Here is a 19,981-nt window from a genome sequence, read left to right on the forward strand (position 1 = left end):
GGTGGAAGGTCGGTTGGGCAACCGGAAGATGGCGTTCGGCCGATGGTCGGACGGTCGGACCGGCCGCGGGACCGGTCCGGCCGTCCGCCGGGTTCAGGCCGTCAGCCAGGCGCGCAGCCGCTCCTCGGTCTCGGCGATCGCGCTCAGCGAGCAGTGCTCGTCGCGCTTGTGCGCCATGTTCGGGTCGCCCGGGCCGTAGTTGACCGCCGGGACGCCGAGCGCGCTGAACCGGGCCACGTCGGTCCAGCCGAACTTGGCCCGGGCGGTGCCGCCGGTGGCGGCGAGGAAGGCCTTGGCGGCCGGCTGGTTGAGGCCGGGCAGCGCGCCCGGGGCGAAGTCGGTGACGGTGACCTCGAAGCCGTCGAAGACCTCGCGCACGTGCTTCTCGGCCTCGGCCTCGTCGCGGTCCGGCGCGAAACGGAAGTTGACCGTCACCACGCACTCGTCGGGGATCACGTTGCCGGCCACTCCGCCGTCGATCCGCACCGCGTTGAGGCCCTCGTGGTACTCCAGGCCGTCGATGTCGACCTTGCGCGCCCGGTACTCGGAGAGCCGGCGCAGCACCTCGCCGGCGTGGTGGATGGCGTTGTCGCCGAGCCAGCTGCGGGCCGAGTGGGCCCGGACGCCGGTGAGCCGGACCTGGGCGCGCAGGGTGCCCTGGCAGCCGCCCTCGACGACCGCCCCGCTGGGCTCCATGAGCACCGCGAAGTCGGCGGCCAGCCAGTCCGGGTGGGCCTGGGCGAGGTGGCCGAGGCCGTTGCGGTGGGCCTCCACCTCCTCGCAGTCGTAGAACACGAAGGTGAGGTCCCGGTTGGGCTCGGGCAGGGTGGCCGCGAGCCGGAGCTGGACGGCGACGCCGGACTTCATGTCCGAGGTGCCGCAGCCGTGGAGCAGGTCGCCCTCGACCCAGGACGGCAGGTTGTCGGCGATCGGCACGGTGTCGATGTGGCCGGCGAGCAGGACGCGTTCGGCGCGGCCGAGGTCCGTCCGGGCGACGACGTTGTTGCCGTAGCGGTCGACGGTCAGGTGCGGGAGGGCCCGCAGGGCCTCCTCCACGGCGTCGGCGAGCGCCTGCTCGTCGCCGCTGACGGAGGGGAAGTCGACCAGCTGGGCGGTCAGCGCGCCGCCGTCGAGGGTGAGGTCAAGGGGCGTCTTCGAGCTGCTCATGGTCGTCCAGCGTAGTCCCGTCCGGGGGCGCGGACGGATCCCGCACCGCTCCCGGCCCGCTCCTGACCGGCGCCCCGCCCGCTCCCGGACGGGTCCGGGCCGTGGCCGGGCCGTGACGCCTTCGGTGCGGTCCGGGGGCAACCGTCCGCCGCCGCACACCCGTCCGAGTGGGTACGGTGTCGGTTCGGAGTGCTCGGTGGAGAGGGGCGGCGGTGGCCAGGCGGAAGAGCGGCGGCGAGGACGGGGACGCGGCGCCGCCGCGGCGCCGGAGGCCGGTGCGCGCGGTGCTGATCGTCCTGCTGGTGCTGACCGTGGTCGCGGTGGGCCTCTACTGGCTGCGCGACCAGAAGCTGCTGACCCCCGAGGGCTGCTCGGTGAAGACCCCGGCCGGCGAGGGGACGCTGGAGGTCCCGCAGGCCGCCAACGCCGCCACCATCGCCGCCGTCGCGCACGCCCGCGGCCTGCCGGACCGGGCGGTGACCATCTCGCTGGCCACCGCCATGCAGGAGTCCAAGATCCGCAATCTGGCCGGCGGCGACCGGGACTCGGTGGGCCTGTTCCAGCAGCGGCCCTCGCAGGGCTGGGGCACCGTCCAGCAGATCATGGACCCGGTCTACGCGACCAACAAGTTCCTGGACGGCCTGGTGAAGGTGCCCGGCTACACCCGGCTGCCGCTGACCGACGCGGCCCAGCAGGTGCAGAAGAGCGGGTACCCGCAGGCCTACGCCAAGCACGAGACCAAGGCCACCCTGCTGGCCTCGGCCCTGACCGGCCGGGAGGCGGCCTCGCTGAACTGCGTGGTGCACGACTTCGCCGCCGCGGACACCGACGAGGAGCAGTTCCCGCCGGCCCCGGCCGGGGCCGCGCCGACCTCCGACGCGACGGCGGCCGCCCGCCCGGACCGGGCGCAGGTGCTGAGCGACCGGGTGCGCCGCGAGTTCGGCCGGACGGTGACCCCGGCGGCCGGCTACACCTCCACGGTGAAGGGCGCCGAGAACGCCGTCTCGCTGACCCCGGACCCGACCGCGTCCACCGACTCCGGGCCGGAGGCCGAACGGCAGAACGGCTGGGCGGTGGCGCACTGGGCGGTCACGCAGGCGCAGCGGCTGGGCATCGAGACGGTCGCCTACGACGGCCGGATCTGGCGGAAGGCGAAGTCCGAGGACGGCTGGAAGCCGCAGTCGACCGGGACGTCGACCAAGCTGGTGCTGGTCTCGCTGGCGGCTCCCGCGAAGGGCTGAGACCGGGGCTTGCGGGCCGCTGACGCACTGGTGTCCGGGTTGCCGCCGTACGAGTGATTCGCGTCAACGCAGGTGGACGGACGGTCCGCCGGGCCGGACGGGGTGCAGAACCGTCACTCCCCTTGGCCCGCCGTGCGCCCGCGGCTCCGGCCCGGCCCCGGGAGCGGCTCCTCGCGCGGTCATACCGTCGGATGGTCGGTACGACGTTTTCCTTGCACCGGCCGAAACCTTCTGGCTTCTCAAGCGGTAACACCGTCGTCCGCCCGGCGGACGGAACGGACCCAGACCCCTTTCGAGGAGCCCCATGTCTCACCCCCTCACGCGCCGGATCGCCCAGGCCGCACTGCTCGTGGCGGCCGGCGCGACCCCGCTGGTCGCGGCCGGCTCCGCGTCCGCCGCGGACGCCCTGCTGCCGAAGAGCGACCTGGCCGCCCCACTGGGCCAGCTGACCAACACCGACACGGGTTCCACCCTGCAGCACACCACCCACGAGCTGGGCCAGGCCGCCGGGACCACCGGCGCCGCGACCGTCGCCGCGGGTGTGCCCGCCACCGCGGACGCCACCGGCAACATCGTCGCCCAGCAGCTCCCGGAGGCGAACGAGAAGGCCAGCTCGCTGACCGCCCCGGTGGACCAGACCGCCGCCACCACCGGCCAGCTGTCGGGTGTCACCCCGAAGGTCGCCAAGACCCTGGCCGGCAAGCTCGGCGAGGCCGTCACCGGCCACGCCGCCGGCCCGCAGCGCAGCGCGCAGAGCGGCGCGAACCCGGTCGGCGGGCTCTCCCAGGCCGGTGCGGTCGCCAACGCCGTCCCGGGCGCGGGCGGGCTGACCCAGGCCGTCCCCAGCACCAACGCCGTCACCGACGCGCTGCCGCTCGGCGCCGTAGGCCGCGCCGTCCCCGGCGGCCTGACCTCCGGTCTGCCCGGCGCCGACGTGCTCGGCCTGGCCGAGCACGGTTCGGCCAACCGCCTGGGCGGCGCCGACCTCGGCCCGAACAGCCCGCTGAACGGCCTCGGCGGCCTCACCGGCGCGCTCGGCCCGATCGGCGGCCTGCTGGGCGGCGTCAACGGCGGCGGCCTCGGTCTCTAGTCCGGCCCCGGCGCGTTCCCCCCGCCGCTCGCGTGCCCCCGGGGTCGGCGGCACCCCGGTACGACGACGGCGAAGGGGCCGGTGTTCCTCCTCGGAACACCGGCCCCTTCGGCCTTCCCGCCGGTCAGCGCGCCGCGTTCAGCCGCTCCACCGCCGCCGCGACCCGCTCGTCGGTCGCGGTGAACGCCACCCGGACGAACCGGTCCCCGGCCGGACCGTAGAAGTCGCCGGGCGCCACCAGGACGCCCAGTGCGGCGAGCTCGGCGACGGTCTCCCAGCACGGCCGGTCCTGGGTCGCCCAGAGGTAGAGGCTCGCCTCCGAGTGCTCGATCCGGAAGCCGTACGCCTCCAGCGCCGCCCGCAGCGCCGCCCGCCGGGCCGCGTAGCGCTCCCGCTGCTCGGCCACGTGCGCGTCGTCGCCGAGCGCGGCCACCGTCGCGGCCTGCACCGGGGCCGGCACGATCATGCCGCCGTGCTTGCGCACCTCCAGCAGCTCCCTGACCACCACCGGGTCGCCCGCCACGAAGGAGGCGCGGTAGCCGGCCAGGTTGGAGCGCTTGGACAGCGAGTGCACCGCGAGCAGGCCCTCGTGGCCCTCCCCGCAGACGTCCGGGCGCAGCACCGAGACCGGCTCCGCCTCCCAGCCGAGTTCGAAGTAGCACTCGTCGCTGACCAGCAGCGCCCGGTGCTCGCGCGCCCACGCCACCGTGCGGCGCAGCTCCTCGGCACCGAGCACCCGCCCGGTCGGGTTGGACGGCGAGTTGACCCACAGCAGGCGCACCCGGGAGCCGTCCAGCTCGTCCACCGAGTCGTACTCGACCGGCTCGGCACCGCACAGCCGGGCGCCCACCTCGTACGTCGGGTAGGCCAGCCGCGGGTAGGCGACCTGGTCGCCGGGGCCGAGGCCGAGCTGGGTCGGCAGCCAGGCCACCAGCTCCTTGGAGCCGACGGTCGGCAGGACGGCCTCCGGTCCGATCTCCGCGCCGAGCCGGCGCCGCAGCCAGCCGGCGACGGCCCCGCGCAGCTCCGCCGGGCCCCACACGGTCGGATAGCCGGGGGTGTCCGTGGCGGCGGCGAGCGCCTTCTGGATCACTTCGGGGACCGGGTCCACCGGGGTGCCCACGGAGAAGTCGCAGAGCCCGCCCGGGTGGGCGAGCGCGGTGGCCTTGTAGGGCTCCAGCTTGTCCCAGGGGAACACCGGCAGGAGGTCGGAAACGCGGCGCGCCGCCCCCGGGTGGCCCGGGAACGGCGCGAGCGTGCTGTTCTTGGTAGTCACAGCTGAATTGCCACCGATCCGGTCAGTGGTCGGCGTTCTGCGGCGGCAGAGCGGCGATGAACGGGTGGTCGCGCTCGATCAGGCCGAGCTTCGAGGCACCGCCGGGCGAACCGAGGTCGTCGAAGAACTCGACGTTCGCCTTGTAGTAGTCCTTCCACTCCTCCGGAGTGTCGTCCTCGTAGAAGATCGCCTCGACCGGGCAGACCGGCTCGCAAGCGCCACAGTCGACACACTCATCCGGGTGGATGTAGAGCGATCGCTCGCCCTCGTAGATGCAGTCAACCGGGCACTCTTCGATGCAGGCCTTGTCCTTGACGTCGACACAAGGCTGCGCGATGACGTAGGTCACGCTGTCGTTCCTCCTCGGAAGGGCTCGGAGGCCCATTCTGTTTTCTCGCGTGCGCGGGTGAGCGCGGTGTCGTCGATGCCCGCCCCTAGTATCGCGGGTCGGAGACCGCAAATGCACAGGAGGTGCCCAGATGGCCGTCGAAGGGCCGGTTCAGGACCGTCCGGAGGTCCGGATGGATCGTTCCGACGTGGGCCGGAGGGTCTCCGTACGACGGCTGACCGGCTTCGCCGACAACAACCGGCCAGTCTTCCGCGACGTGATCGGCGTGCTGGTCTCCTGGGACGACGAGGGCCTGACGGTGGTGCCGCGGACCGGCGGACCGGTCTCCTTCGACGAGCGGCTGCTGGTCGCGGGCAAGACGGTGCCGCTCTTCCCCGCCCGGCGCGCGCCGCTGCCGCCGGTCGACCCGGTCGGGCTCCGGCGGACCGCCGCCCGCGGCTGGCCGGCCGTCGAGCAGGAGCAGCTGGGCGAATGGACCCTGCGGGCCTCGGCCGGCTTCACCCGGCGGGCCAACTCCGCCCTGGCACTCGGCGATCCCGGCCTGCCGCTCGACCGGGCACTGGCGGCCGTCCGCACCTGGTACGCGGCGCGCGGGCTGCCGGCCCTGCTGGAGGTCAGCGCCCCGGGCTCGCCGGAGGGCCTGCGGGAGGAGCTGGAGCGCCGGGGCGCCACCTGGACGACGCGCACCCTGGTCCGGGTCGCGCCGCTGGCCGGACTCGCCCGCGGCGGCGCGCCCGCCGCCCTCGACCGGGTGCGGCTCTCCCGGACCGCCGACGCGGCCCGGCTGTCGCTGTACCGGCGGGCGGGCGGCGGCCCGGCGGAGGAGGAGGCCGCCCTGCGGGTGGTCAACGGCGGGCCGTCGGTCTGGTTCGCCGACGTGCCGGGCACCGGTCCCGACCGGACGCCGCAGGCCGTCGGACGCTGCGTCGTCGACGGGCCGTGGGCCGGCTTCGGCGCGGTCGAGGTCGCCCCGCACGCGCGCCGGGCCGGACTGGCCACCGCGGTCATGGCGGTGCTCGCGGCCCGGGCCGCCGAGGAGAGCGCGACCGGCGGGTACCTGCAGGTCGGGGCGGAGAACTCCGGGGCGATCGCGCTCTATGACGAGCTGGGCTTCACGACCAGTCACACTTACCAGTACGCACTCCTGCCGCAGGGGTAGGAGTCCCGGCCGCTCCCCCGCGCGTCCCGTCCTCCCCGCCCGTCCGTACGAAAGCCGCCGCCACCGCCGTGACCGAGCAGAGCAGAGCACGCTTCCGGACCGAGGCCAGGGCCGAGCACCCCGATCCGGTGCTGCTCTGTCTGCTCGCGGCCGCCGAACACACCCCCGCCCCCGACCCCTCCGACCCGGACGGCCTCGACGGACCGCCCGCGCTCGACGCCCTGCTCGCCGCCTGCGAGGCGGCGCTGGAACGGCACGCGGCCGCGGTGCGGCGCGCCGTCGCCGAACGCGCCCCGGCCGGACCGGAGGAGACCGCGGCCCTGCTGGCCGCCGTGCTCGGCGGCCGAGAGCGCTTCCACGGGCGGAAGTCCGACTACCGGCGGCTGGAGTCCTCGCTGCTGCCGGAGGTGCTGCGGCGCCGCCGCGGACTGCCGATCATGCTGTCGCTGGTCTGGTGGGCGGTCGCCCGCCGGGCCGGGATCACGGTGCACGGGATCGCCCTGCCCGGCCACTTTGTGGTCGCGGTCGGCGGGCCCGCGGGCGGCGAGGACTACGTGCTTGCCGACCCCTTCCACGGCGGCCGGCTGCTCGACCTCGACGGGGTGGCCGAGCTGGTGCGCGCCGCCGGGCACGAGTTCACGCCCGAACTGCTCACCCCCGCACAGCCGCTGGACACCGTGCTGCGGGTGCTCGGCAACATCCGCGGCTGGGCCGCCGACCGGCCCGAGCACGCCCGCACCCAGCTCTGGGCCACCGAACTCGCGCTGCTGCTGCCCCGCCACCCCGCCCAGCTGCGGCTCGAACGCGCCGAACTGCTGGTGCGCACCGGCGACTTCCTGGGCGGGGCCGGGGAGATGGACGAGTACGCCGCGATCCTGGACGCCTTCGACCCCGACTCCGCCGCCAAGGTCCGCCAGGAGGCCCGCGCCGCCCGGCACCGGCTCAACTGAGCCGGAGCCGGGGGCGGCCGGCCGGTCGGCTCAGAGCCAGCCCTTCTCGCGGGCGATCCGGACCGCCTCGGCGCGGTTGCGGGCCTCGGTCTTCTGGATCGCCATCGACAGGTAGTTGCGCACCGTGCCCTCGGACAGGTGCAGCCGCCGGGCGATGTCCGCGTTCACCGCGCCGTCCGCCGCGGCCGCCAGCACGTCCCGCTCCCGGGCGGTCAGCGGGTTCGCCCCCTCCGCGAGCGCCGCCGCGGCCAGGACCGGGTCGATCACCCGCTCGCCGCGCAGCACCCGGCGGATGGCCTCGGCCAGCTCGGCGGCGGGCGCGTCCTTCACCAGGAAGGCGTCCGCGCCGGACTCCATCGCCCGCCGCAGGTAGCCGGGGCGGCCGAAGGTCGTCGCGATCACCACCCTGGTCTGCGGCCGCCGCTGCCGCAGCAGTGCCGCGGCCTCGATCCCGGTCATTCCCGGCATCTCGATGTCCAGCACCGCCACCTGCACGTCGTGCGCGACCGCGGCGTCCACCACCTCGTCCCCGCGCCCGACCTGGGCGACGACGTCGATGTCCCCCTCCAGCCCGAGCAGCGCGGCCAGCGCCTCCCGGACCATCCCCTGGTCCTCCGCCAACAGCACCCGCACGGTGGGCCGGTCGCCCTGATTGTCACTCATGCCGCCCGACCCTACGGCGTCCCCGCCCCGGCGGGGGGCGGAGGTCAGCGGGGGTGGCCGGGAGGCGCGGTCCGGGTGCCGCCGGGGGCCGCCCCCGGGGCCGGGCCGGCCGCCTCGGTGAACGCGGCGCACAGCAGCAGGGAGAGGAACAGGACCACGAGGACCGCCAGGACCGGCTTCGGCATGCCTGCCATGCTGCCCGCCGCCAGCGGCGGGCGCCCGTGCGCCGACGCACCCGGGGGACGGGGTACGGCCGCCCGGACCAGTCGGCTACGGGGCGGCGACGGAGGTCGTCCGCAGCGGCACCAGGGCCCGCAGCCGGAAGCCCCGGCCCCGCTCGCCCGGACCGGTCTCCAGCCGGCCGCCGACCAGGGCGAGCCGCTCCTCCAGCCCGGAGAGGCCGTTGCCGGGCTGGGACTTGCCGGGGCCGCGCCCGTCGTCGGTGACCTCCAGGACGGCGTAGCGCTCGCCGTTCCCCTCCCAGGCCTCGTCGGACCGCACGGTGCAGACGGTGGCGCCCTCACCGTGCCGGACGATGTTGGTGACCGCCTCGCGCAGCGCCCAGGCGAGCGCGCCGGCCTCCTCGGCGGCCAGCCCCGGCCAGGCGTCGAGCAGTTCCGGCGCGGTCTCCAGGGTGACCTGGGCGGCGGCCAGCGCGGTGCGGGCGGCGGCCAGCTCGACCGGCAGGGTGGGCCGGCGGAAGCCGGTGACCGCCTCCCGGACGTCGATCAGCGACTGCCGGGCGACGTTCTCGATGTCGGCGACCTGCGCCCGCGCCGCCTCGTCCTTGCCGGCGTCCATGAACCGCCCGGCCAGCTCGCTCTTCAGGGTGATCAGCGACAGCGAGTGCCCGAGCAGGTCGTGCAGGTCGCGGGCGAGCCGCAGCCGCTCCTCGGAGGCGGCCAGGTGCGCGACGGCGGCCCTCGCCTCGCGCAGCTCCTTCATGGTGCCGACCAGACGTTGCAGGCCGCTCATCGCGGCGCCCGCGAGGAACGCGCTGAGCGTGAAGGTCCACACGTTGTCCATGTCGGCGTGGGCCAGCACGCCGACCCCGGCGGTGAGCACCGCCATCGCGAGCAGCGCGCGCAGGGCGTGGCGGGCCGGGCTGATGATCGCGACGCACACCGAGGCGTAGATGAACAGGGACAGGAAGGCGGTGCCGAGCACGAAGGTGGACGCCACGGCGAGCGCCACCATCGTCGCGACGATCACCCGGCAGGTCCGCGGCCGCATCCCGGGCATCGAGCGGAGGACGACCAGCAGGACGTAGCCGACGACGAAGACCGCCAGGCAGATCCAGCCGAGCACCCGGGCACCGGCGCTGTGACCGCCGTTCAGCAGGTCGCCCACCGGGTAGGCGAGGTAGATCATCCACAGCAGCATCCAGGCGACCTTCACCAGCAGCTGCCGTCCGGTCTCCACCGAGGCGCCGGGGACGTTCATGAACGACGAGCGCGCCGGCCCCGCCTCCGGCTGTTCGTCGGTGCGGTGGGTCCGGCGCGGCTCGATCATGTCGGTCATCATGCCTGGCGGGTGTCGCGTCGGTACAGGGCCGCCGCGGCGGCGACGAACACCACCAGGAAGGCCGCCAGCCCGGCGACGGCGACGGTGTCCAGGGAGTGTCCGGGCCGGGTGAAGCCGGCCAGCCGGTTGTACAGGTACACCGGGTCGAACCGGGCGAAGGACTCCAGCGAGCCGCTCACCGGGAACCACGTCCCGCCGAACAGGGCCATCGCCATGTAGGCGATCATGACGATGCTCTGCACCGAGTCCGGCGCCGCCGCGTACCCGAGCGCCACCCCGAGTGCCGCGAAGACGAAGCTGCCCAGCCACAGGGCGACCACCAGACCGGCCCACTGCCCGGCCGTCAGCGAGACGCCCTGGCTCGCGCCGACCGCGAAGACCACCAGGATCGCGGGCAGAGTGGTCACCGCGGCGGCGGCGATCTTGCCGACGGTGTACGCCCGCCCGGGCAGCGCGGTCAGCCGCAGCTGGCGCACCCAGCCGCTCTTGCGCTCCAGCGAGATCCGCTGCGCGCTGCCGGTCAGTACCGCGCCGACCGCCCCGAAGGTGGCCATCGAGACCATGAAGTAGGTCTTCACCGGGAGGCCGCCGGCCAGCTCGTCCCCGCTGTAGGCGTGGATGAAGAAGAAGTACATCAGCGCCGGGTAGGCGATCGTGAAGAGCAGGTAGCGCCGGTTGCGGAAGGTCCGCAGGATCTCCAGCCGGATCAGGGTGGTCATCGCGCACGCTCCAGCACGTTCTCGGCGGACCCGGCGGTCCCGGTGGACTCGGTGGCCCCGGCGGCGTCCTGCTCGCCGGTGATGGTCAGGAAGGCCTGCTCCAGACCCAGTCCGGTGACCTCCAGACCGCGCGGGTACAGGCCCGCCCGGTAGACGGCGGCGACGGCCGCGTCCGCGTCGGCGGTGCGGATCCGCACCGTCCGCACGCCCGGGACGCGGGCCGTGACCTCCAGTCCCTGCGTGCCGGGCAGCCGGCGCAGCGGTGCCTCGTCGAACGGGCCGTCCGCCTCGTGCAGCTCGAAGGTGATCCGGCGGGCACCGGCCCGGGCCTTGATCTCGGCCGAGCTGCCGTCGGCGATCAGCCGGCCCCGGTGCAGGACGAGGACGCGGTCGGCGATCGAGTCGGCCTCCTCCAGGTAGTGGGTGGCGAACAGCACCGTGCGGCCGGCGTCGGCCTGGGCCCGCATGCTCGCCCAGAAGGACTGCCGGACCGAGACGTCCATACCGGTGGTGGGCTCGTCCAGCACGATCAGGTCGTTGGCCCCGGCGATGGCGAGGGCGAACCGGACCCGCTGCTCCTGGCCGCCGGAGAGCTTGTCGACCCGGCGCTCGGCGAGCTCGGTGACACCCGCGTCCTCGAGCACCTCGGCGACGGACCGGCCGCGCGGGTGGACCTCGCAGGCGAGCCGCACCAGTTCGCGGACCTTGACGTCGGTCATCAGGCCGCCGCTCTGCAGCATCGCGCCGACCCGGCCGGCCTCGATCGCGGCCCGCGGGGTGCCGCCGAACAGGGTGACGCTGCCCCGGTCGGGCTCGCGCAGGCCGAGCAGCAGGTCCAGGCTGCTGGACTTGCCGGCGCCGTTCGGGCCGAGCAGGGCGACGGTCTCGCCCGGCCGCAGCACCAGGTCCAGGCCGTCCACCGCCCGTACCCGTCCGTAGTTCTTGCCGACGCCCCTGAAGGCGGCGACCTCTCCCGTGTCCATCGTCCCGGTCCTCTCCCCTGCGGCTGGTGTCCTTCGCACCACCTCAGAGTCCCGCGCGACCGGGGTCCGGCGGCAGTAACCGCCGTCGTGCGTTCGGCATGACGGATGTCATGCCGAACGCACGGAGCGGGCGGCGGCCGAGGGGTTGTCGGTGGCCGGGGCTACGGTGTGGCCACGTCGAGGCCGGACAGATCGACCCCGTGCGGGTACACGCGGCCCAGGGGGAGCGGGATGGGTACGCCCCGGCACCGCTCGTCCGCGGGCCCGGGCACCCTGCTCCGGCTCCGCTCCCCCTCCCTCGTCCCCCACCGGACCGGCGGCCTGACTCAGCCGCCGAGCGACTTCTTCACGAAGTCGACCTGGAGCAGCAGCAGGTTCTCCGCGACCTCCTCCTGCGGCGTCATGTGGGTGACGCCCGACAGCGGCAGCACGGTGTGCGGGCGACCGGCGGCGAGCAGCGCCGAGGAGAGCCGCAGGGTGTGCGCGGCCACCACGTTGTCGTCGGCGAGGCCGTGGATGATCATCAGCGGCCGCTCCAGGCCCGCCGCGTGGCCGGTCAGCGAATTGGCCTCGTACACCTCGGGCCGCTCGTCCGGGTGGCCCAGGTAGCGCTCGGTGTAGTGGGTGTCGTAGAGCCGCCAGTCGGTGACGGGCGCGCCCGCGACCGCCGCGTGGAACACGTCCGGGCGGCGCAGCACGGCGAGCGCGGCCAGGTAGCCGCCGTACGACCAGCCGCGGATCGCGACCCGGTCGAGGTCCAGCGGGAACTCCGCGGCGAGCGCCCGCAGCGCGTCCACCTGGTCGTCCAGGGTCGCCCCCGCGAAGTCGAAGGCGATCGACTTCTCCCAGGCCGGGCCGCGCCCGGGGGTGCCCCGGCCATCGGCGACGACGACCGCGAAGCCCTGGTCGGCGAACCACTGGGAGTTCAGGTGCGGGTTGTGCGCCTGGACGACGCGCTGGCCGTGCGGGCCACCGTACGGGTCCATCAGGACGGGCAGCAGGCCGTCCCGCTCCCGGTCGTAGCCGGTGGGCAGGAAGACCGCGGCCGGGATCCGGCGCTCGCCCGCGAAGCGGAACACCGGCCTGGCCGTGATCACCGGGGTCTCCGCGTAGGAGGCGACGGTGGCGATGTCGTCGACCGCGACGCCCTCGGGCAGGTCCCGGGAGACCCGCACCAGGGTGCCGGGCAGATCGGGCTCGGCGGTGGCCCGCACCGTGATGCCCGCCGCGTGCACGGCGGTGGTGACGGAGGTGAACGGGCGACCGTTGGCGGCCTCCCAGGAGAGCCGCTTGCCGTCGTGGCCGATCCGGCCGACGGCGACCCAGCCGGGCTCGGGGTCGGTCTCGGCGGCGCCGCCGGAAGCGGTGAAGAGGACCTCATCGGCGGTGACCGCGAGCACCGAGCGCAGGTGCAGGTCGGGGCCGGTGACGGTGTTCCCGCCGATCACCAGGGCGCGGGCGCCCGACTCGTCGGAGATCCGGACCAGCTTGCCGTCCGGGGTCCAGGCCGGGACGCCCGGGAACAGCTCCAGCCAGATGTCGTCCCGCTCCTCGTGCAGCGGCTCGGTGGCGCCGGTGGCGGTGTCCAGACCGAGGATCCGCTGCACCCGCTGGTCGCGGGACTGGACCAGCAGCAGCGGCACGCCGCCCCGGGACCAGTGCACCCGGGCCAGGTAGGGGAAGGCCGCGCGGTCCCAGACCACCTCGGTGCGGCTGCCGTCCAGGCCGAGCAGCCAGAGGCCGACCTCGGCGTCCGGGGTGCCGGCGGCCGGGTAGGCGACCTCGGCCGGCTCGCGGTCCGGGTTGGCCGGGTCGGCGATCCACCAGCGGCGCACCGGGGTGTCGTCGGCCCGCTCGACCAGCAGCAGGTCGCTGTCGGGGGACCACCAGTGGCCCCGGTCGCGGTCCATCTCCTCCTGGGCGATGAACTCGGCCTGGCCCCAGGTCACGTTCGGGCCCTCGGGCGAGGCGAGGGCGCGGTCGCCGGTGCCGTCGGTACGGGTGAGCCGCAGCTCGCCGGCCGTATTGGCGTAGGCGACGTGGACGCCGTCCGGGGAGAGCCGCGGGTCGACCAGCGGGCCTTCGGCGGGCAGCTCGGTGGCGGTGCCGGCGACCAGGTCGGCGACGAACAGCCGGCCGGAGAGGGCGAAGGCCGCGAGCCGGCCCGCGCCGTCCAGGGCGTAGCCGACGATGCCGGCCGAGCCCTCGCGGCTGCGCTCGCGGCGGGCCTTCTCCGCCGGGGAGAGGTCCTCCTCGCCACCGCCGAGCAGGACGGCCGGGTCGGCGGCGATCCGCTCCTCGCCGGTGGCGGTGTCGAGGGTCCAGAGCAGGTTGGCGCGGTCGCCGCCGGAGGGCGAGCGCAGGAAGACGACCCGGGAGCCGTCGGGTGCGACGGAGAACGACCGGGGAGCGCCGACGGTGTAGCGCAGGGTGCGCGCGTACTGCCTCGGGAAGGTGTCCGCTGGGGTGTGGGTGGTCATGGCACCAGACCCTATGACGCCGCCGCACCGGTGGTGATCACTCGTTCGGAGCATCGTGCGCAAGTACGCCCGGACGGGGGTCGCACCCCCTCCGACCGGCCCATGCGCCCCTTGCGTGCGACTGTGCCCCGGGGTGCGCGGCCTCACTCAACGTAATGCCCGCCTCACTGATCGGGTATGACTGGTCCACGAGTGATCGTCAGGCTCCGTCCCGGGCCCCGGTCGCCCGACCGCAAGTCCCGCACGGTACGACCGCCGCCCCTCCCCGGGAGGAGCGGCGCACCCGGAAGGGGTGTGAGCCATGGCCCTGTCCATCTCCGCAGCCATGCTGATGCTGGTCATCGTGGTGGTGCTGATCCGCCGCTCCGGCCTGAAGCTCGCGCACGCGATCGTCTGCGCGCTGCTCGGCTTCTACCTGGCGTCCAGCTCCATCGCCCCCTCGATCAGCCAGGTCACCAGCAACCTCGCCGGAATGATCAACGGCCTGAAGCTCTGACCCCCGCCGTACGGTCGTTAGGCTTCGCCCCATGACCGCGACTACCGGACGCCGCCTGCTCCTGGTGCACGCGCACCCCGACGACGAGTCGATCAACAACGGCGCCACGATGGCGCGGTACGCCGCCGAGGGCGCCCGGGTCACCCTGGTGACCTGCACCCTCGGCGAGGGCGGCGAGGTGATCCCGCCCGAGCTGGCCCGGCTGACGGCCGACCGGGAGGACGCCCTCGGCGCCCACCGGATCGGCGAGCTGACGCGGGCGATGGCCGAACTCGGGGTCACCGACTTCCGCTTCCTCGGCGGCCCGGGGCGCTACCGCGACTCCGGGATGATGGGCGTGCCCGACAACGACGTGCCCGGCTGCTTCTGGCAGGCCGACGTGGACGAGGCGGCCGACCGGCTGGCCGCGGTGGTCCGGGAGGTGCGCCCGCAGGTACTGGTCACCTACGACGAGGACGGCGGTTACGGGCACCCCGACCACATCCAGGCGCACCGGGTCGCGATGCGCGCGTACGAGCTGGCCGCCGACCCCGCCCACCGGCCCGACCTCGGCCCGGCCTGGCGGATCGCCAAGGTCTACTGGAACCGGGTGCCCAGGTCGGTGATCGAGCGGGGCCTCGCCGAGACCGCCGCGAAGGCGCCGTTCCCGGGCGTGGCGCAGGCCGCCGACGTCCCCGGCGTGGTGGCCGACGAGCTGGTCACCACCGTGGTGGACGGCACCGCGTACGCCGACCGCAAGGCCGCCGCGATGGCCGCGCACGCGACCCAGATCACCGTGGACGGCGCCTTCTTCGCGCTCTCCAACGATCTCGGCCAGCCGCTGCTCGCCACCGAGTACTACCAGTTGGTGCGCGGCCGGGCCGGGTCGCGACTGCCGGAGGAGGACCTCTTCGCCGGTTCCGACGCCGACGCCACCACGGGCGGCCCCGGCCCCGAAGCCCCCACCGCGACCCCCACCGCGACCCCCGAGGAGCCCGCCCGATGACCGCGACCGACGCCCGGCCCGCGCGCCGTTCGATCCCGGCGGCGCTGCTCGGCAGCCGGGACGAGCGGCTGAAGGAGCCCCAGCCCCCGCGCGTCGCACGGATCGCGGCTTATGTCCTGTTCTTCCTGCTGGGCATCGCGGTGTCGATCTGCGGAGCATTTGTGCAGGCCTTGTGGCCGCCCGTGGGAGTCCTGCTGGCACTCGCCGCCACCGCCGCCACCTTCTACGGCGGCCTGCGGGTGACCGGCACCCGGCTCGGCGCGGGGGTCCCGGCGGCCGGCTGGTTCCTGGCCCTGCTGCTGGTGATGGTGCCCCGCCCGGAGGGGGACAACGTGCTCTGGACCAATGCCACGTCGCTCTGCTGGCTGTTCGTCGGCTCGATCCTCGGCGTGATCTGCGCCACCCTGCCGACCCGCGCCGGCTGGTTCCCCGGCGTTCCGGGGCCGCCGCGCCGCCCCTGAGTGGATCCGCGTACGGTGGCCGGTACGACGGGCAGTCAATACCGTCCGGTCGTACTCTCATACCGGAGGAACCGGACGTATCGGGATCTGTCCGAACCGGTTCACCGGCCGGTTCTTCCCAGTATGGTGGTGCCGCAGAACGCCGTACCCGACGCCGCCCGCCTGGTCCGGCGCCGACAACCGCGGTCGCGCCGCACGGCCCGGCCCGCGAACCCGGAGCAGAGCAGCATTGAGCAGCCGCGAATCTGACAACGCCCACCCGACGCCTCGGCGCACGGGACCGGACGCCTACCCGTCGGGCACCCCGCCCTACGGCACACCGGGGTTCCCCGGCGGCGACCGCGCGGGTGCCGGCGCCGCCGCCAAGGGCTCGGCTCCGGAGGCCGAGGACGAGAGCCCGAAGACCGAGACCACCCTCACCACCCGCGTCCGGATCAACATCCCCGGCTCGCGCCCGATCCCGCCGGTGGTGGTGCGCAGCACGGTCAAGAACGAGGACGGCACCGGCGAGGAGGCCCCCGCGCCCGCCGCCGACCCGGCCGGCCCCCGCCACCGGTCCGCCGCGCCCGCCTCCCCGGTGCTCGGTGTGATGGACGGCGGCGGCCGCTCCACCCCGCCGGACCTGCCGCCGGAGTGGCAGATCCCGCCGGCCACCTCCGAGGCCGAGTCCACCGGTGCCTGGTTCCGCCCCCGGCAGAAGAAGGCCGCTCCCGGCGAGGGTGCCGCCCCGGCCACGGTGCCGGCCGGCGCTCCCGCCGCCGCGGTGGCCCCGGCCGCGGCGCCCGCCGGGGCCCAGCGCGGCACCGCCCGGCCGAACGGCGCCCGTCCCGAGGGCGGCCGCCCGCAGACCGAGCGCCCCGCCGCGGCCCGTGCCAACGGCCGCCCGGTGCCCGCCCAGGCCCAGGCGCAGGCCCCCGGTCCGCGCCCGACCGGCGCGCCCGCCTCGCCGTACGGCGCCGGCGGCGAGCTGCCCGCCGACGAGGCCGGCGTCTACGCGGACGCCCCGGCCGACCCGTTCGCGCCCGGTGCCCCGGTCGACCCCTTCGGCACCGGCGGCCCGGTCGACCCGTTCGCGCCGGGCGCCCCGGCCGATCCCTTCGCCACCGGCGGCCCGGCCGACCCGTTCAGCCCCGGCCCCGAGCCGTTCAACCCCGGGGCCGACCCGTTCAACCCCGGCCCGGGCCTGCCCGGCGCTGCCGCGCAGGGCCGGGGCCGCCAGGCCCCCGCCGGGCCCGGCACCGCGGACCCCGAGGACACCTCGGTCGACGGTTTCGCCCCGGTCCGCGGCAACGCCCCGGCCGGCCCCATACCCGGGGCCCCCGCCGGACCGGCCGCTCCGGGCGGCGGCCCGCAGCCCGGCCTGTTCGCCTCCGCCCCGGCCGGCGCCGACCCGTTCGCCGCCCAGCGCCCGCCGGCCGCCGGCCCGCAGGGCGCCCCGGGCAGCCTGTTCCCCGGCGTCCCCGACGCCATGGGGGCGCCCGCCGGCCCGCACCCCGGAGCCCCCCGGGCCCACCCGCACCCCGGCGGCGCGGACTCCGCACCGCCCGCCGCACCGGCGGCGGACGGCCCGTCCGCCCCGAAGCCCGCGCCGGCCGCCAAGCCCGCCGCGGCCGCCAAGCCCCGGCCGAGCGCCGCCAAGAAGCTGGTCAAGCTCACCACCTACGCGGTCGTCGGCGTGGCCTTCCTCGGCGCCGCCGCCTACGGCACCGGGCTGATGCTGAACCAGTCCGACATCCCCAAGGGCACCGTGGTGCTCGGCACGGACATCGGCGGCAGCAACCGCGACCAGGCCATCCACCAGCTCGACGAGAGCGTCGGCAAGGCCGGCCAGCAGCCGGTCAAGCTGAAGGTCGGCGAGCAGACCGTGGACCTCGACCCGACCGCCGCCGGGCTGGCCTTCGACACCACGGCCACCGTCGACCGGCTCACCCAGCACTCCTACAACCCGGTGGACGTCCTCAAGTCGCTCAAGGGCAGCGAGAAGGCCGTCCCGCCGGAGGTCAAGGTCGACCGGGCCAAGCTCAAGTCCGCGCTGGAGGCGCTGGCCGGGGGATCCGGCCAGGGGCTCCAGGAGGGCTACGTCAAGTTCGCCGAGAACGGCGACGCCGTCGTCGTCCCGGGCAAGGCCGGCCAGGCCGTGGACTCCGCCGCCGCCGTCGACCTGGTCGACACGGCCTACCGCGACCGCGCCGCGGGCAAGCCGGAGCAGCCCATCGCCCTCGCCGTCACGGCCGCCCAGCCGAAGACCTCCCCGCAGGCCCTCCAGGGCGCGGCGGACACCCTCGGCAAGTCGGTGACGAACGGCCAGATCCACATCACGGCCGGCGCCAAGAAGTTCGACTTCGGCCCGAAGACCGCCGCCGCGGCGCTCACCCTCGTGCCGGACGCCAACGGCAAGCTCGTGCCGAAGTGGGACCTCGACGCGCTGAACCGCCAGCTCGCCGGCGCCTTCGACAAGGTGAAGACGAAGAAGAACGGCCAGCTCGTCCCGATCACCCCGCAGGACGTCGCGGACCAGGTGACCGCGCTGTTCGAGAAGAGCGGCGACAAGGACCGGACCTTCAAGTTCCCGGTCTGATCGAACCGTTACCCGGGGGCGGGTCCGGATCCGGACCCGCCCCTCGACAACTCCGGTCCCCGGTCAGCAAGATGTGACGCCTATCGTCCGCCGCATCCGTCCCGGGAGAACCACCATGGGCCGCCCCCTGTACCACCGCACGGCCCTGCTCGCCGGTCTCACCGCCGTCTCGCTCTCGCTGACGCTGTGCTCCTGCGGTCCCGGCAACAGCTCCGGAGCCGACGCCAGGGCCCTCCCCAGCTCGCTCGAGACGCCCAAGCTCACCGCCGTCGACATCAATCCGCACGAACGCGCCGAGCTGCGCCAGGGCGGCACCCTGCGGGTCGCGGTGGCCCAGTACTCCACCCAGTGGTCGCCGGTCCAGACCGACGGCGGCGAGTCGTCCACCATCGCCGTCACCAAGCCGCTGCTGCCGACCTTCTTCCGCTCCGACGCGGCCGGCACCCAGACCCCCAACCCGGCCTACCTCCAGGACGCGCACAGCGAGCAGCGGGACGGCCGGCAGGTGGTGGTCTGGACGCTCAACCCGAAGGCCCACTGGTCCGACGGCGCCCCGATCACCTGGCGCGACATCGAGGCCAACTGGCGGGCGCTGAACGGCAAGGACCCGGCCTACCGGTCGGCCAGCAGCACCGGCTTCGAGCTGGTCTCGGCGGTCGAGCGCGGCAAGGACGACTTCCAGGCCGTGATGACCTTCGAGCGGCCGTTCTCCGAGTGGCAGTCGATGTTCAACGGGGCCGCCAACGCCCCGCTGCTGCCCGCGAGCCGGATCTCCACCCCCGAGCTCTTCAACACCTCCTACCTGGAGGCCATCCCGGTCACCGCGGGCCCGTTCAAGGTGGAGCGGATGGACCGGGCGGCACAGACCGTCACCCTGGTCGCCGACCCGGCCTGGTGGGGCGACAAGCCGCTGCTGGACCGGATCGTCTTCCGCGCGATGCTGCCCAACACGATGGCCGCCGCCTTCAACAAGGGCGAGATCGACCTGTTCAACAACGGCCCGGACGTGGCCGGCTACCAGCTGATCCGCAGCACCCCCGGGGCCGCCGTCCGCCGGGCCGGCGGGCCCGACTTCCGCCAGTTCACCCTGAACGGCCGCAGCCCGGCGCTCACCGATCCCTCCGTCCGCCAGGCCGTGTTCCAGGCGATCAACCGGGACGTCATCGCCCGCTCCGACCTGGCCGGGCTCGACTGGCCCACCGTCACCCTCAACAACCACCTGCTGGTGGCCAACCAGAACGCCTACCGGGACAACTCCCTCGGCCTCAGCCGCTACGACCCGGCCGAGGCCGTGCGCAAGCTCGACGCGGCCGGCTGGAAGCTCGACGGCGACGTCCGCCGCAAGGACGGCAAGGAGCTCAATCTGCGGCTGGTCATCCCCGCCGGGGTCACCCAGGCGCAGAACGAGGCCGCCGTCGCGACCGGCATGCTCAAGGAGGTCGGGGTGAAGGTCACCACGGTCACCGCCAACCCCAACGAGTACTTCGACAAGTACGTCAACCGGCGGGACTTCGACATCGCCGCCTACTCGCTGCTCGGCACGCCGTTCCCGGCCAGCGGCAACCGGGCCAACTTCGTCCAGAACGGCGGCACCAACCACTCCCAGTCCGGCAGCCCCTCCGTCGACGCCGCACTCGACCGGGCCTCCGCCGCGGGCGACGCGGCCGGCGCCTTCGAGGCCATCAACCAGGCCGACGCCGAACTGTGGAAGGTGGCCGGAGTGCTGCCGCTCTACCAGCGCCCGCAGCTGTACGGGAGCCGCGCCGACCTCGCCAACATCGGCGCCCAGGGCCTGTCCGACATCGTCTGGGAGAACGTCGGCTTCCAGAAGTGACGCCGGTCCGGCCACCGGAAGGGCCC

The 19,981-nt window shown here is 74.8% G+C and carries 17 protein-coding genes and 1 pseudogene; 9 read left to right on the plus strand and 9 right to left on the minus strand.

Annotated features, from left to right (window positions below; translation table 11 throughout):
- Positions 1-93: 93 nt before the first annotated feature.
- Positions 94-1,167, minus strand: a complete 1,074-nt coding sequence (dapE, locus tag BLU95_RS16350; RefSeq protein WP_093860666.1) for a succinyl-diaminopimelate desuccinylase — start codon at positions 1,165-1,167, stop codon at positions 94-96.
- A gap of 212 nt (positions 1,168-1,379) precedes the next feature.
- Here dapE and BLU95_RS16355 point away from each other — a divergent pair, with 212 nt between their 5' ends.
- Both BLU95_RS16355 and BLU95_RS45850 read left to right on the plus strand, forming a co-directional pair.
- Positions 1,380-2,408, plus strand: coding sequence for a VldE C-terminal domain-containing protein (locus tag BLU95_RS16355; protein ID WP_093860667.1), 1,029 nt, complete (start codon positions 1,380-1,382; stop codon positions 2,406-2,408).
- Positions 2,409-2,712: 304 nt separating this feature from the next.
- Entirely contained in the window at positions 2,713-3,498 is a 786-nt protein-coding gene (locus tag BLU95_RS45850; RefSeq protein WP_052708937.1) for a hypothetical protein, read from the plus strand.
- Positions 3,499-3,622: 124 nt separating this feature from the next.
- On the opposite strand, the gene dapC is transcribed toward BLU95_RS45850, so the two are convergent.
- Positions 3,623-4,774: a succinyldiaminopimelate transaminase gene (gene dapC, locus BLU95_RS16365; RefSeq protein WP_093860668.1), complete on the minus strand. Its 1,152-nt coding sequence runs from the start codon at positions 4,772-4,774 to the stop codon at positions 3,623-3,625.
- Positions 4,775-4,796: 22 nt separating this feature from the next.
- A complete protein-coding gene (gene fdxA / locus BLU95_RS16370) occupies positions 4,797-5,123 on the minus strand; it encodes a ferredoxin (RefSeq protein WP_030061559.1) in 327 nt (108 codons plus the stop codon).
- Between the two features lie 172 nt (positions 5,124-5,295).
- Between fdxA and BLU95_RS16375 the strand changes: the two genes are divergently transcribed.
- Both BLU95_RS16375 and BLU95_RS16380 read left to right on the plus strand, forming a co-directional pair.
- Entirely contained in the window at positions 5,296-6,282 is a 987-nt protein-coding gene (locus BLU95_RS16375; protein ID WP_231978595.1) for a GNAT family N-acetyltransferase, read from the plus strand.
- Positions 6,283-6,350: 68 nt separating this feature from the next.
- Positions 6,351-7,232, plus strand: a complete 882-nt coding sequence (locus BLU95_RS16380; protein WP_093860670.1) for a transglutaminase family protein — start codon at positions 6,351-6,353, stop codon at positions 7,230-7,232.
- Between the two features lie 30 nt (positions 7,233-7,262).
- Here BLU95_RS16380 and BLU95_RS16385 read toward each other — a convergent pair whose 3' ends face one another.
- From BLU95_RS16385 to BLU95_RS16405, 6 genes and pseudogenes are all read right to left on the minus strand, one after another.
- Positions 7,263-7,895 carry a response regulator transcription factor gene (locus BLU95_RS16385; protein WP_093860671.1) on the minus strand — a complete coding sequence of 211 codons (633 nt, stop codon included), beginning with the start codon at positions 7,893-7,895 and terminating at the stop codon, positions 7,263-7,265.
- 44 nt (positions 7,896-7,939) lie between these two features.
- A complete protein-coding gene (locus tag BLU95_RS42290) occupies positions 7,940-8,080 on the minus strand; it encodes a hypothetical protein (protein WP_159424902.1) in 141 nt (46 codons plus the stop codon).
- Positions 8,081-8,165: 85 nt separating this feature from the next.
- A complete protein-coding gene (locus tag BLU95_RS16390) occupies positions 8,166-9,407 on the minus strand; it encodes a sensor histidine kinase (RefSeq protein WP_159424903.1) in 1,242 nt (413 codons plus the stop codon).
- Between the two features lie 8 nt (positions 9,408-9,415).
- Entirely contained in the window at positions 9,416-10,138 is a 723-nt protein-coding gene (locus BLU95_RS16395) for an ABC transporter permease (RefSeq protein ID WP_231978596.1), read from the minus strand.
- Positions 10,135-11,061, minus strand: a pseudogene (locus BLU95_RS16400) (ABC transporter ATP-binding protein); the annotation flags it as partial. The gene BLU95_RS16395 and the pseudogene BLU95_RS16400, both read right to left, overlap by 4 nt.
- 386 nt (positions 11,062-11,447) lie before the next feature.
- Positions 11,448-13,601, minus strand: a complete 2,154-nt coding sequence (locus BLU95_RS16405) for a S9 family peptidase (protein WP_093860674.1) — start codon at positions 13,599-13,601, stop codon at positions 11,448-11,450.
- Positions 13,602-13,902: 301 nt separating this feature from the next.
- Between BLU95_RS16405 and BLU95_RS16410 the strand changes: the two genes are divergently transcribed.
- The 5 genes from BLU95_RS16410 to BLU95_RS16430 all read left to right on the plus strand — a co-directional run bounded on the left by BLU95_RS16410 (position 13,903) and on the right by BLU95_RS16430 (position 19,955).
- The gene (locus BLU95_RS16410) at positions 13,903-14,097 is read left to right on the plus strand and encodes a DUF2304 family protein (RefSeq protein ID WP_030307746.1); all 195 of its coding nucleotides are present in this window, start codon (positions 13,903-13,905) and stop codon (positions 14,095-14,097) included.
- 31 nt (positions 14,098-14,128) lie between these two features.
- Entirely contained in the window at positions 14,129-15,082 is a 954-nt protein-coding gene (mshB, locus tag BLU95_RS16415; protein ID WP_093860675.1) for an N-acetyl-1-D-myo-inositol-2-amino-2-deoxy-alpha-D-glucopyranoside deacetylase, read from the plus strand.
- Entirely contained in the window at positions 15,079-15,543 is a 465-nt protein-coding gene (locus BLU95_RS16420; protein WP_231978597.1) for a DUF6113 family protein, read from the plus strand. Before mshB ends, BLU95_RS16420 begins: the two co-directional genes overlap by 4 nt.
- A gap of 229 nt (positions 15,544-15,772) precedes the next feature.
- Positions 15,773-18,121: a hypothetical protein gene (locus BLU95_RS16425; RefSeq protein ID WP_093860676.1), complete on the plus strand. Its 2,349-nt coding sequence runs from the start codon at positions 15,773-15,775 to the stop codon at positions 18,119-18,121.
- A gap of 115 nt (positions 18,122-18,236) precedes the next feature.
- On the plus strand, positions 18,237-19,955 hold the full coding sequence (locus BLU95_RS16430) for an ABC transporter family substrate-binding protein (protein WP_093860677.1): 1,719 nt from the start codon (positions 18,237-18,239) through the stop codon (positions 19,953-19,955).
- Positions 19,956-19,981 lie beyond the last annotated feature (26 nt).

It is taken from the genome of Streptomyces sp. TLI_053, from assembly GCF_900105395.1.
In the GTDB taxonomy this organism is placed as follows: Bacteria; Actinomycetota; Actinomycetes; order Streptomycetales; family Streptomycetaceae; genus Kitasatospora.